Consider the following 13186-nt stretch of genomic DNA (forward strand, 5'->3'; position numbering starts at 1 on the left):
ATCAATCATCAAATGCATTGAGCCCATCCGGGTTTTCTCCCGCCTGAAGCATGTCAAACTCTAGAAGGTATTGAGATGCGGCCTCATGAGCGTCAGAGGGTATCTGATCGTTTCGCTGCAAATAGCGAAGTCGGTCTGCGAAGGCGGCCGTATCTATGTAGCTTTCCAACCAAGCTGGGTTGAGACGAGGTTGGAAGCGAACCGCCCAATCACCCATGGCCTGGGACCTTGTGTGCTGAAGAAATCTCGGAAGAAAGCTCAGCAGTCCTTCGTCGGACGCCGTGGTTTGATCACACCATGTTCGGACTTCGGCTTCGCTCGCCCACCGTCGCCATGCGGCGAGAAGTCTTGGTAATTCTGCGTGATGCAGGAAACTCGCCTTACCTGATAGCGTCCGCACTCGATCCAGCCAGACTGTCTTCAGTCGTTCGACCCCGTCAACGGTCAACAACGTGGCCTTACCAGAATCCTTTGTCTTCGTGACCTCCTCGTCCAGGGCCTGCAAGAGCCACAACTGCACGGCGACTGCGTTGCCTGATCGGAGGGCTGACTCCAATATGCCGGCGCGCTGATCTGCTTCCACGCGCTTCAGGAGGTGGTAAACCGGGCGTGACGCCCGAGAAGCATTGCCGAAATCAAACATTCCACGTTCGTCGTCGGGATCTATCAACGCATCACTGACGTCGAGAAGTGCTTGGATAACCGATGGTATCTGCCCATCCGGGATATCTTTTTCGACATGATCCATCAGTCGTTCGAGTAGCGCCCGCGCCTTCGATAGGCCGTCGGGACGTTTTTCATCTTTGGCCCGAACAAGAACATTGCCGAAATCTGCAGATACTCCGGCCAGACTAAGCCACGCTGTCATGTCACTGCGGCGGACGGTTCCGGGGGGAACGGTGAGTCGGAAATAAGTCGGGAATACATCAGGGTGGCAGGCGCGTAGATTCCTGCGCCACTCGGCCAACCAATCAGTGCCGTACCCCAGGCCGATTTTCGGAAAGATACGCTCAAGCAAGGCACGGGTGCTCTCCCGTAGCGCTTCGGGTATCTCGCTCACCCACTGTTGATGAAAGGCTTGGCTGGCGTTTCGGGCACCCTCGTATACATCGTCACGACTATGCCCGGAGAACCGTGCCTGATTCGTTCGCACGAGGTCATACAGATCGGGCAAAAAAACCCGAATGGCCTCAAGTGCGATGAAGTCCACGGGATTGACCTCTCCGCGTACCGCAGGATAGGTTACCGACAGCGTATTGGTGAAGCGAACGACATCACGCGGCACTTTGATCAGTGGATCAATGCCATCGTGAAATACATTCGTCCAATAGGACTGGTCGAACAGTCCATCTGACGCGTCACCCAACACCTGATCAAGGCGTCTGAACAGGGCAGCCCGCAAAGCCACGCGATCGACCGGCGGCAACTCGAACGGCACCTGAATGATCTTCTCTAGATAGCGTTCGCCAGGCAGGCCGCTCTGTTGTTCGATGGCCTGTGCGGCGACATCACGGTCGAAGGCCAGCAGGTAAACGACGTTCGGGAAATCTGCCAGCGCCTTGATGACCGTGAACAACTGGCGCGTCTCTTCCGGGGTCAGGCGGTCGATGTCGTCGATGACGATCAAAATGCGCTTTCCGGCCTCCTTCAGTATCTTACTGATCTCGGACTTGAGGGCAGGTACGTCTTTCGGCTTTCGCTTGGTCACCATCCCGATGAGCTTCCCAAGCCTGCCACCAGCACCACCTGTCATGCCTGACAGATCGATCAGGCCTCCGATGCCTTCCGCGAAATCACCCAGCAGGTCACCCAGCTTCTTGTACTTCTCGCTCTTGTTGGGCAACACGGCACGAAGCTGGCCGAGGAATGCTCGGGCAAGATTTTCCTGCCCAGAGAACCACCAGGGGTTGAAGATAACGACGACAGGTCGGTTCTCTTGGGGTTGGCGTTCAAGATAGTGGCCTACATAGCCGAGCACCGTTGATTTGCCCGAGCCCCACGGCCCGTAGAGGGCGAGCACCAAGCCATCACTGCTCGGATAATGGCAGATACTATCGGCCAAGCTCTTCGCAAACGGCGCGTGCCCGAATAGATCCTCTCTTGGATCGGTGCTGGGGCGGTCGGCGGATAGGCTGGTCATGATTGCTTCTCCCCCTCAATCACGGCTCGATACCGCGCACCTCGCCTTACACCTTGTCGTTCGACACTGCCTCCAGCAATCAAGTCGGCGATTGCCGCGTTCCACTGACCATCCGTGATTCCAGCGGTGGCGAGGACATCAGCCTTGGCGTGCCATCCTGTGTGTGTACGTAGAAAGTCAAGGATTACCGTGGCTGGAGGCTCGCCATGGCTTGTATTCACAGTTCCCGTCTCGAAGTCGAGGGAGGGCTGGGTCTGGGCGGCGCGTCGCGGGGTTCGTGCCCCAGCATTGCCATGTAGCCTTTGAGCAACTTCTTCCGCATATCGTTGGTGATTCAACTCCGACAAGCGACGCAACACTTCAAGCCGCACACGATCGCTGATGGTGAAACGCATGCGGTCGCTCGTGGGCAGATACGGCACTTCGTGGAATCCGTGCTCCAGGTCGAGGTCACCCCATCCATAAGCATGAGCAACCGCGACATCCATCTCAAGATGAAGCCTACGCATCTGCTCAATTCGAAAATCGTCGTCTGACGGATCATGGAAACGGTTGTAGAGTTGGGTAAGGCCGATCGTATCCTCCAACATTATTTTCTCGCGATTTCCATGATACGTTTCGCCGTATGCACATAATTTTTCTCGACCGTCCTGAATAGGCATCGGCCATGTCTCTAATGCCGCAGATGTCGAATAACTCAGTGTTGACGCCCCAAGAGTGGCACAGGTCCAGAATGCCCATTCCTGATGAATGCTGGATTGCAACACAGCAAAATCAGACCAGTCGTATAAAAAATAGATTTTCGTTTTATGATTAAAAACGTTTCGAGACGGGACCCTTCTGAACGAGACATACTTTGTAACTACTGGTGATGCTAGAAAATGGGCATGATTTTCCGCTTCGCAAAGAAGCTTTGGGCGCAAATCCCAAAATTTCCAGAAACATTTCTGATGTATTTGTCCGGTGAGCGAATCTCGATAGGGCTTGACAAGTTCTTCTATTCGACGGAATGCCGCCCTATACTGACGCGCCTTTTCTTCTGGCCAATCTCGGAAATAGATAACCCAGCGGTAAGGCTCAAGCTTGGGCATGGTATTGAGGTCTTGCCCATTGAACAACGGGAAGATCACCTCCGCACATTTCGGGTCGGCTTCGAGCATTGCCACCCGCTCTTCGGCCGTGAGTTCGAAGCCGCGCCCCATGACGTCCTGGCCTTGCGAAAACTGACCTTTTAAAGCTTTGAGTTTCATCGGGCGTTCTATCTGAAAATCCTCTTCCAGTGCGCCGTTGATGGCCGATACCGTCTTATCGTCCAGAATTTTCTGGCCCTGCCAGCCATTGCGAGCAACCCATGCGATCGAAACGACCACAGCCGCATTGCCCGGCCAAGGCATTCGTGAAGAACCGCAATAGACGATACCGCCTTTTCCAATGATCTGATCCAAACAGACCACTCGAGAGCCAGTCTCTGTGATCGACTTGGTTGCCAACAGGCCAAAACACCCCTTCGAGCCAAGCAAGGAAAAGGCTCGCAGAAAAAAGTATGCGCAGAGATCGGGAGATCCTTTAACTCCGTTACGGATGAATTTTAGATATTCCTGGTAAGCCAATCCGAATCGACGGCCTACCAAGCGCCCTCCAGTGAATGGTGGATTCCCAACCATTCCATCGAAGCCTCCTTTTCTAAACACTTCCGGAAATACCAAAGGCCAATGGAATGGTTTTCGAGGTAGTGAGCCTGCAGGAAAATCAATAGCCAAATTCGCTATCGCCTGACGAGCGATCTGCTCGCCCATCCTTTCGTTACCGCTCAGGAAATCACCAGCCATGGCAGCGAGTGTGTCAAGCGCGGCATTGAGAGTCCGGGTATTGCCGCCGCATCGAAGAGCTTCGCCGATCATTGCGTCGGCGATCAGTTCGACGGATTCGAGTTTCCGCCGCGCTTCGCGGTCCAGCCGGGCCATGGCCTCGACATCCTTTATGTCTCGGATGGTGGTGGCTCGGAGCCGTTTGCGCAGTTCGATGGCCTCGTTGACCGCCGCCTCGACGTTCTGACCGAAGATGCGGAGCTGGTACTGTTGGCCGGATTCCGTATCCATTCGCAACCGGGTGAGCTGTTCCAGTCGGTGAATACCCAGCAGACTGTCGCCGGAGCGAAGGTTGTGATCGAGAAATCCGAACGGCCTGCCCTTGGCGAGGGTCACCAGCCAGATGGAGAGTTTGGCCAGCTCCACGGCCAGCGGGTTGACGTCCACGCCGTACAGGCAGCGCTCGGCCACCAGACGGCGAGCGATGGTCAGCCGTTCGTCGAGCTGGGACGGCAGGGGTTCCTCCGCACCAAGCTGGTCGAGCGCCTCGCCGTCGACGGTGATGGCCTTACCGACAGCCTCCTCGTGGAGCCAGGCCTCGACCAGTTTCTCGCCGAGATAGCGGCAGGCCTGAACGAGGAAGGCCCCCGAACCCATGGCCGGGTCGCAGACCTTGAGGTCGAGAATCTCCCGCGACGACCTGAGTGTCCATTCCTCGCGAGGCTTGCCCTCGGCCGGACCGACGTACACCACCGGTTCGAGCGTGGTGGTGACGATGCTCTCGGTGAGGGATTTCGGAGTGTAATGGGTGCCGGTCTCACGCCGGTCGGCCCCGAGGGTGACCATAAACGAATTGTCGCGATAGACGATCGGATCGTCCCAGGCGTCGGTGCGGAGCAGGTTCGTGAAGGGGCGGATACGTTCGGCCAATTCTGTGTCCCCACCGCAGACACCCAATACCCGACCGAAGATCGTGTCGTCGGCAGGCTTGGAAAGGCCGTTCCTGATGGCCGATTCGCTCCTCCCTGTAACATCCAGAACCAATTTGACGAGCGCCGCTTCGCCGTCCAGGCGCGCCGATTCCAGTTCCGCGAGAGCCACGTTCGGGTTCTTCGCCTTCTGTGATCCCTGCAGGCCCAGGGTCACCCGGGGAACGCGAGCCACGGTGTGTTCGAGGAGGCCTTCGTAGACATGCCCGATCTGTTCGACATCGAGCGCACGGTAGGACAGCAGCAGTGCACCACCGGACTGCTCCAAAATCTGCAACGAGTTCAGGAGCAGCAGCACGGTGCGGTTGTCGATGGGCAGCGGCGCGGCCGAGGTATCCCGCCAACCGGTGCCCTTGGCCCGGCCCTCAAGGAACGGAAAACGGTCGGGATCGAACAGGGAACCGCCCAAGGCTGGCATCCGCAGGCTTTCATGCTCGATGCCGCCATAGACGGCCCGGAAGACCGCGAGCAACCTGGCCCAGGCGTCGTGACGGCGGTCGAGCACCTCCGGTCCGTGACGATCGGCTTCTTCTGCCAGTTGTCCGCGCAGGGTGGAAACGGCGTAGCACCGGTCGTAGACCGAATCACCGAGAAGGAGCAGCCCGCGCTCCTCGGCGCAGAGGACGAATACCAGCCGCATCATCACGGTCAGCCCGGCCTCGTATAGCTCGGCGGGCTTAACGTCACGGAGCAGTTCCCGGTTGCGGTCCTCGTCGGCCTTGTCGAGACACTGCACGAGCACCTCGACCGCACGACGTACCTGCTCTCCGAGGGTGTCCGTGACCTCCTCATGATGCCTGAGGGATTCATCCAGAAGCGATTCGAGGGTGTCTTCCGTCGGGCCGAAACAGCGCCGGACACCGAGCAAAGACTGGAAGGCCTTCAGCGTGATCGGCTCCTGGAACCAGAGACGGGCATACCACGACGCCTGGCTGGATGTGGAACCTACCGGCGCGTTGACCAGCATCCAACGTTCGCCATCGGTCAATAGCCCCACGCGCACTCCATGGGCGCGGCAGAGCAGGTTCATGCGCTCCTGGAGGGAAACGGGCCAGCCATCACCTCGCTGGACGGATTCGAGATCGGTGTCCGGCGGCAGAACGGCGATAAACAGGCGCGGCTTTCCGTCTTCGGGTGTGTGGACGATCCAGTCGGGTTTGAACTCCCCGACATGTTCCTGCGACGAAACGCTCGGGAGTTCGCCCGGCCAGTCGTCCGCGTGGACGAGGGATTCCTGATCGTATTCGAGCAGTTCCGCCAGCACCAAGCGAACCCATTCTTGGTGCAATTCCGGCAACAGCTTGTCTTCCTGGTCCACCGCCTCGCGCCACTCCTCGTAGGCGGCCCTGAGTCGCTGGCGTCGCGGTGTTTCCACCGCTTCCAGCCCTTGTGGGAACGCCTTGTCCAGCATGGACACGGTGAGGAAAGGACCGGATATCTCGATCAGGGAGAGCCATTCGGCGTGTTTCGATAGAGTTCTCACCATTGGGGCTCTTCCTTGAAAAATTCGATGGCAATTCCTTCTTCGGTGGCGTGCCATTCATGGCCACACCCACACACCAGAGATTTGCCGATTTCTATGTACATTTTTTGTCCGCAATCTTGGCAATGTACTCGACCACAATTGCAACCACGGCATTGCCCGGCCAGCCACCAGAAAATCGAGCCATCATCGAATTGCGTCATACCGTCCTGGTCGAGGACAATGCAGTCGGCGTTGCAAACCGGGCACATTTTCCACTTGTCAGGGACGATGAGATCCAGAGCCTCTTCCATGGACAGAGTCATCAAATCGCACTGAATGAAACGAGCCTTTGTCTCGGCCGGAGAAGTGAATCCGTTCGCCGCTACGATGATTGTTTTGTGTGCTCCGACAGCCTGTGAAAGTGCTGCGACTTCTTCGATATCCTTGACGTCGAGGGGCGTTGAATGGAATTTCGCATCAATGAGCATACGCAACGAGTGCCCCCGCTCGGTCATCTCGATCATTACATCGACTTGCCTACGTTGTCCCGTCACGAGATCCGGCAAGTAGACGTTGCGATGAACCGTCCCGAATCCGTCCAACTGTTCATAGAGTACGGCGACAGCTTCTTGGTATTCCTGCCATTTCATTGCTTTATCCTCGATTGAGAGGCGGGCACCAAGAACACGACGGCCACCGGGAACGTTCGATCCACCGGGTTGGCGTAGTGTTTTTCGATCGCGGCCTTTTCTTCTTCCCGCTCTTCCGGAATCCGAGCCAATCGGGCTTCGAGGGCATGGACGTCCTTCTTCACCTGCGCCATCTCCTCGGGCGAAAACCCGGGCAAATAGAGCTGGCCACCTTGGCGATCCGACTTCAGCTCCTTGCGGATGCTGGCCTCAAGTTCGTCCAGAACCGTTCGGACGTCGGCGATTTCGCTTTTCATGCGCCTGTCGAGGGTGTTCTCGAGAAACTTCAAGCGGTCCCTGGATCTCGCTTCGACGGCGGCCATGAGAGCGTCTTCGTGGCGCTCGAACCTGTCCTTCAGGACATCGAACAGCGCCTGGTCGGGTTCGATCGGTGACCCTTGGGCGACCAGAGCTTCGAGTTTGCCGACCTGGGCGATGCGGGCGAAGCGTTTGTGTTCGAGTTCGCCACCGGCGAGGGTCAGTTCTTCGTGAAGGCGATGGTGGTCTCCGCCGGTGATCACCAAACGCGACCAGACCGCCACCGCCGGGACTCGCAATTCACTGTCGGGTACGGTTCGAACCGCCACGCGGTGAAGTCGCTTGACGTCGTCGAGTTTCCATATCTCCTCGCGAAGCAGGCGCAGACACATCTGCACCAGCCGGTGGTTGAGATGGGCCAGGACAACATCGTCTCTACCTTTGGCGACATCGTGATCGAAGGTGATCGGGCGACGAACGCCGGTATGGGGATGTTCCAGTCCGACGGTGGCTCTGCCCCAGGAGCCGGGCAGGACGGGCACTTCGAAAACGCTCTCCTTTTCGCCCTGGGGCGATCCGGTGGGCTTGAGCGACGGTTTTTCCGCCAGATCCAAAGCGACCTCGACCGCACGCGAAATGTGCTCGGGCGACAGATGGAAATCGTTCTTCGCCTCCATGAGTCTCTCGTGCAGGCGGGCGATGCGCTCCTGAAGACGCTTCTCCGCCGTGACGAACTTCCTCGCCTTGGCCGCCTTGGCTTCCGCCGAGGCGGTGTCCAGGCCGCTGCGCTTCCCGAGCATGGCTTCTTCGATCTGCCGGGCGATGACCGGCCCGACGCTGCCGAGATCCTCCCGGATCGTGTCGATCTTGAGGACGGCACGCATCAAATACTCGTGATCGCCCGCGACATCGCCGGGTTTGACGGAGTCTGATCGTTCATTGGCGGCGACTCTCGCGGAGAAGCCTTTCCCCACCGGATGCCAGATGAAGACGGCGTCTTCCTTCTGCCCGTGGCGGTCGATACGACCATTGCGCTGTTCCATGACATTCGGATTCCATGGAATCTCGACATGGATGAGGTAGTTGCAATGGTTCTGCAGATCGATACCTTCCGAGGCCGCGTCGGTAGCGAGCAGGATGCGGACCGGCGAGATGTCCGGATGCGCCTGGAACGCGGCTTTGACGGCCTCGCGCTCGTCCGGCAGCATGCTTCCATGAAGGTACATCAAGCGATCGCCGCCGAAGCCGTTGGCAGTGAGAATCTGATGGAGCCACGAATGGGTGGCCCGGTATTCGGTGAACAGAATCACGCGCTTTCCGTTCCAGCGGCCATCGGTCTTCAGATGGCTCTCGATCCAGTCGAGAATGGCCCTGGCTTTCGAGTCGACGCGGTTGCGTGCTTTCTCCGACCATGCGATGAGCCGGTCGAGCATGTCTCTCTGCTCTCGTGACAACGGTGGTGCGAGCTCGCCCACCACCTCGACCGCTTCGTGCTGGGCTTCTTCGACCAGCGAATCGTCCGAATACTCCTCTTCGGTTTTCAGGATCGCCTTGCGCAGAATGCGATCGTCCATGGTGTCGCGATCGCCTTTTGGCTTGCCGCGTTCGAGCGTTTCCCGATGTTTTGCAAGTGTGTGCGCGAAAGCCATCGGCGAGGAAAAGAGCCGCTTTTTGAGAAGCATGTGAACGAAATCGGTTCCATATTCGAAGCGCGTGCCCTTGACGCTCTTCGAACGGTCGGCCGTGTACTCTCCGAGCAAGGCGTGGATTTGCCGCTCCTCCTCCGAGTAGTCGATTTCGAGACCTTCGAGCTTGCGCACCGGAAACACCGGCTTGCCGTTCGCGTCGACGATGTCGCTCTTCAGTCGGCGAACCATGACGCGGTGGAGTTGTTTCTCGTCCGGCATCACCGTCCTGGCGAACCGCTGATCGTCCAGCAACTCCAACAACGAGGTGAAGGACTCCTGGTATCCGTTGTGGGGTGTGGCGCTCAAAAACAGCCGATGGGTGAAGTGAGGTGCGAGCGACCGGATCAGTCGCGTTCTCTGGCTTTCCAGGGCATACATGGATGCCGACGCCGGTGCGACGTTGTGCGCCTCGTCGACGACCAGAATGTCGAATTTTCGCGGATAGGTAATGTGAGGAGGGAGTACGTCCTTCAACAACCGGAAACCCTCGCCGCTCTTCATCCAGTCCATCGAGGTGACGAGACGTGGATAGGACGTCCAGGGATTCACGTGGATACCGCGTTCGCGACGGAGGCGCTTGACGTACTCGGTGTCGACGATCCGAAACTCGAGGCCGAATTTTTCCTGCATCTCGGTCTGCCATTTGACCTGCAGGCTGGCGGGGCAAACGACGAACACGGTCCTGGCGCGATGACGGACGAGCAGCTCCTGGATGACCAGCCCCGCCTCGATCGTTTTACCCAAGCCGACATCGTCCGCGATGAGGAGATTGACGCGAGCCATCTCGACGGCTCGAACCAACGGATCGAGCTGGTAGTCTTCGATGGTTATCCCGCTCCGGAAAGGCGATTGCAGAAAAGAGCGATCCGCGTTGGTGACTGCTCCCCAGCGAACGGCGTCGAGAAAGGCTTCCAGGCGGTCGTTGCTGTCCCAGCCGGTGATCGACGGCAGGCCCGCCTTTTCCAAGACCTGGGCTCCGGCCTCCATCTGCCAGACGACCTGGATCTCTTCGCCCATGGAATCTTCGTCCAGGGATGACAGGCCGACGAGGTGTTGGTCACCGTTGCTCGCCGGTGACAAGGCTCCACTGGAAACATCGGTGACCACCCATTGACGACGTCGGACCTCGACGAGTTGACCGGGCTCGGGAACGGCACCGAAACGAACGACACCGTTCGCCGAACTTGCGTTTGTCGTTGTCATTGTGACCGGCTCCTCCGTCTCGACTGATACGCTTTCTTGGTCGCTTCCGATACGTGCGACAGCAAGCTGGCTCCGATGACCTCTCCGAGGGTGACGGGAACGGCGTTGCCGATAAGCCTGCCGATGGACTTCTGGCAGACCTGTTCTCCCGGTCGAGTGAACTCGTAATCTGGTGGAAAGCTCTGTAAGATCGCGCCTTCTCTGAGTGAAATAGCTCTGTCTTGCTCCGGGTGGCCGAAACGGCCGTTACCGAACCCGAAGAATTGGGTCGTCATCGTCGGGGCGGGATCGTCCCAGGTCATGCGGCCATAGACGCTGGGGTAGGTCTTTCCGGAAGATTTCTTGTGGCAGTCGGCCACCAACTCCCTGGGCCAGTCACGCCATGTCCCCCCGGGCCTGGATGCCTTTATGCGGCGCATATTGATTTCGGAGAGAGCGGAGCATTGGTGCAGAGGGTCTTTCGGGTGGCTCGTTCCGGCCTCTAGAGGAGGCAGGTTGCCGATGGCCTCCTTGACAGTTTTCGGTCTCTTGCCGAACTGCTCGGGAGTCAGAAGCGAGATCGGCCCGAGCTTGGACGCCAGCAACACCAGACGGTTGCGCTGTTGGGGGACGCCGTATTCTGCGCAATTGACGACCCGGTATGCGACCGAGTACCCATTGCCTTCGAGGTTGGCCACGAACTCGTCGAAAACGTTCTGTTCGATCAGTCGCGGAACGTTCTCCATGGTCACAAGATCCGGTGACAGTTCGTCCACGAGTCTCGAAAACTGCAGCAGGAGCCACCAGCGTTTGTCGGATTCCGTTGCCTTCTGGTTGTAGGTGGAAAAAGTCTGGCACGGAGCGCAACCGGCGAGGAGTTTGATCCCGTTCTTTCTATAGTGGCGCTTCAGCTCGCTGGCTTCCAGCTCCTCCACCGATTTGAGCAGGAACCTGGCGTTGTTGTTGGCGACGTAGGGGTGTTCACAAGCCGGATCAATGTCCACGCCCAGACGGACATCGACACCGGCCTTCACGAGGCCATGTGTCAGTCCACCCGCCCCGCAGAACAAGTCGACGGCATAGACCTTCCGGCCTGGCGTCGCTCCGATTTTAGCCTGTGTCCCGTGTTTCATTTTTTCGAATCCTTGCCTACATCTTCCTTGGACGAGTCGGCGGACGCGCCACCAGCCTTCACCCACTCGTCGACCTCGTCCGTCTTGAACTTCCAGAGGCGGCCGACTTTGTGTGCGGGCATGCCGCGTCCCGCTATCCAGCGGTAGATGGTGTCGATGCTGACCCCGAGATGTTGGGCAATCTCCTCGGCTGAAAGCCAGCGGTGTTGTTCTGATGCCATGTGCTCTCCGCTTTGGGCCGTCCGGCCTTGAAAGCAGCTGTTCCAGGGGCAGCCCCGGAGAATGAGAGGAATGTCTGGCACATTAGAGGAGAGCCCAGTATCGGTCAAACGATTTGTGCTGCATCTTTGCCACATCAAACCGCAGAAGCCGACTTTGCCTTGCAGGCGGGGGCAGGAAGTCAAGCAGGCCAGCGAAAGATTACACCTGCTCGGTGCACATGATCACGAGGCGGGATTTGCGTTCGTCCGGCAGGACCGCCTCGATGTCGAGGATGCGGCCCTCGAATACCAGACGGTGGGTGGGGGTGAGGTCGGCGCGGTAGCGCATGGTGACGCGGTGGCTGACCGAGTTCTGCATTTGGGCGGCGGCGAAGTACTCCTCGCCCTTGAGGGCTTCGACCCGCGCCCAGACCGTGGCCAAGTCAGCCCAGGTTTCCTCCCAGCCGCCCATGCCGTCGAAGATGAGCGTCACCGCCTGAATGGTCACCCGGTGGCGATATGGAGCGGCTGGCATCTACACCACCCCGGCAACCCGCCACGGGTCCAACAAGCCGTCCAGGAAGTCGCCGGGGAGCGTGCTGACGGATCTTCCGGCAAAGCTCTCCCGCTGCTCGTAGAGGCCGGTGACACGACAGAGCATCCAGCTTTTGATGGCGTCCGGCGTAGACGGATTTCCTGTGACGACGGGCCAGCCGGTACGGAAACTGATTGTCACGGCGTTGCGCCGGCGGCGGGCGGCCGGCCACGCTGCGCCATCGGCTGGATAGATGCGGCCGAGCAGTCCGGAAGTATCAACGACATAGTCCGTGGCGGACATGGTCTGCGTTATGCCATCCGGAGCCACAAAGGAGACGGCCTCCACGGCCTGCAACGGAGGCTTGGGCAGTTCGATCGGACCATCGTCGCAAGGAAAGCCGTCCAGAGAGAGCTCGTATGCAGCTTCCACGAATTGCCTTCCGGTCAGCTGTTCCCCATGCTGGCGCGCGGCTGCGATGAATGTCGCAAGCAGCCCGTCCTCGAGATCGTGGTCGATCCTGGCGTGGAGCTTGGCTTCCGCCAAGCTGACCGGCTCCATGGCCGGAGGCGTGATCAGGCGTAGACGTCCGTGCATGGGCTCACCTATAAATGGGGCGGAGCCGAAGCCCCGCCCCATTGGACTACTCGGAGTTACTCGGTCACCGGGGCCACTTGGGCGTGGCTGAGCAGCGCCGTGACGCCGATGGGCGTGCCGGTCCCATGGGTCCCGATGAAGTTCACTACCACGCGGCAGTAGCGTTTGTGGCCGCGATAGGCCGTGGCGTAGACCGCGCTGTCGTCGCCGGCGTTGTCGATGACCGCGAAACAGCCGTCGTTTGCGCCGGTGACCGACTTTGCCAGATCGCCCGGGTCCACGTCGGTCCAGGGGCCGCTCACCTTGTCATCGGCTTCCTCAACTTCGAGCTCGATCTTGTCTGTTTCGGATAGCGTCACGCCGGCCGCGCCCACGTTGACCAGCAGCATGCAGGAGTCGAAGCCCTGCAGGTCCACGGGGTCGGAGTTCTGGTCAGCGTCGTACAAGGCCGGGGCCAGGACCTGGGTCGTCTTGAGGTTGCTGTAGAGATCGCGCATGTGGG

The 13186-nt window shown here is 59.0% G+C and carries 9 protein-coding genes; all 9 read right to left on the reverse strand.

Features of this window, described 5'->3' with window-relative positions; translation table 11 throughout:
- Position 1 precedes the first annotated feature (1 nt).
- Positions 2-2140: a KAP family P-loop NTPase fold protein gene (locus H587_RS0100770; protein WP_027174624.1), complete on the reverse strand. Its 2139-nt coding sequence runs from the start codon at positions 2138-2140 to the stop codon at positions 2-4.
- Entirely contained in the window at positions 2137-6423 is a 4287-nt protein-coding gene (locus H587_RS0100775; protein WP_034608380.1) for an Eco57I restriction-modification methylase domain-containing protein, read from the reverse strand. Before H587_RS0100775 ends, H587_RS0100770 begins: the two co-directional genes overlap by 4 nt.
- Complete coding sequence (locus tag H587_RS0100780) at positions 6417-7052, reverse strand: restriction endonuclease (protein ID WP_027174626.1); 636 nt, start codon at positions 7050-7052, stop codon at positions 6417-6419. Before H587_RS0100780 ends, H587_RS0100775 begins: the two co-directional genes overlap by 7 nt.
- Positions 7049-10240, reverse strand: coding sequence for a DISARM system SNF2-like helicase DrmD (gene drmD, locus H587_RS0100785; protein ID WP_027174627.1), 3192 nt, complete (start codon positions 10238-10240; stop codon positions 7049-7051). Before drmD ends, H587_RS0100780 begins: the two co-directional genes overlap by 4 nt.
- Complete coding sequence (locus tag H587_RS0100790) at positions 10237-11352, reverse strand: DNA cytosine methyltransferase (protein ID WP_027174628.1); 1116 nt, start codon at positions 11350-11352, stop codon at positions 10237-10239. Before H587_RS0100790 ends, drmD begins: the two co-directional genes overlap by 4 nt.
- Complete coding sequence (locus H587_RS0100795; RefSeq protein WP_027174629.1) at positions 11349-11573, reverse strand: helix-turn-helix domain-containing protein; 225 nt, start codon at positions 11571-11573, stop codon at positions 11349-11351. Before H587_RS0100795 ends, H587_RS0100790 begins: the two co-directional genes overlap by 4 nt.
- A gap of 199 nt (positions 11574-11772) precedes the next feature.
- On the reverse strand, positions 11773-12087 hold the full coding sequence (locus H587_RS0100800; protein ID WP_027174630.1) for a phage head closure protein: 315 nt from the start codon (positions 12085-12087) through the stop codon (positions 11773-11775).
- Positions 12088-12684 carry a head-tail connector protein gene (locus H587_RS19455; protein ID WP_169432735.1) on the reverse strand — a complete coding sequence of 199 codons (597 nt, stop codon included), beginning with the start codon at positions 12682-12684 and terminating at the stop codon, positions 12088-12090.
- A gap of 56 nt (positions 12685-12740) precedes the next feature.
- The gene (locus tag H587_RS0100810) at positions 12741-13181 is read right to left on the reverse strand and encodes a hypothetical protein (protein WP_027174632.1); all 441 of its coding nucleotides are present in this window, start codon (positions 13179-13181) and stop codon (positions 12741-12743) included.
- Positions 13182-13186: the final 5 nt, after the last annotated feature.

Origin of the sequence: Desulfovibrio aminophilus DSM 12254, from assembly GCF_000422565.1 — a bacterium.
GTDB lineage: Bacteria > Desulfobacterota > Desulfovibrionia > Desulfovibrionales > Desulfovibrionaceae > Aminidesulfovibrio > Aminidesulfovibrio aminophilus.

Excerpts from the sequence above, each read along its gene's own strand:
- H587_RS0100790 (WP_027174628.1), bottom strand. The coding sequence starts at position 11,352 with ATGAAACACGGGACACAGGCTAAAATCGGAGCGACGCCAGGCCGGAAG.
- H587_RS0100800 (WP_027174630.1), bottom strand. The coding sequence starts at position 12,087 with ATGCCAGCCGCTCCATATCGCCACCGGGTGACCATTCAGGCGGTGACG.
- H587_RS0100780 (WP_027174626.1), bottom strand. The coding sequence starts at position 7,052 with ATGAAATGGCAGGAATACCAAGAAGCTGTCGCCGTACTCTATGAACAG.
- H587_RS19455 (WP_169432735.1), bottom strand. The coding sequence starts at position 12,684 with ATGCACGGACGTCTACGCCTGATCACGCCTCCGGCCATGGAGCCGGTC.
- drmD (WP_027174627.1), bottom strand. The coding sequence starts at position 10,240 with ATGACAACGACAAACGCAAGTTCGGCGAACGGTGTCGTTCGTTTCGGT.
- H587_RS0100775 (WP_034608380.1), bottom strand. The coding sequence starts at position 6,423 with ATGGTGAGAACTCTATCGAAACACGCCGAATGGCTCTCCCTGATCGAG.
- H587_RS0100795 (WP_027174629.1), bottom strand. The coding sequence starts at position 11,573 with ATGGCATCAGAACAACACCGCTGGCTTTCAGCCGAGGAGATTGCCCAA.
- H587_RS0100810 (WP_027174632.1), bottom strand. The coding sequence starts at position 13,181 with ATGCGCGATCTCTACAGCAACCTCAAGACGACCCAGGTCCTGGCCCCG.
- H587_RS0100770 (WP_027174624.1), bottom strand. The coding sequence starts at position 2,140 with ATGACCAGCCTATCCGCCGACCGCCCCAGCACCGATCCAAGAGAGGAT.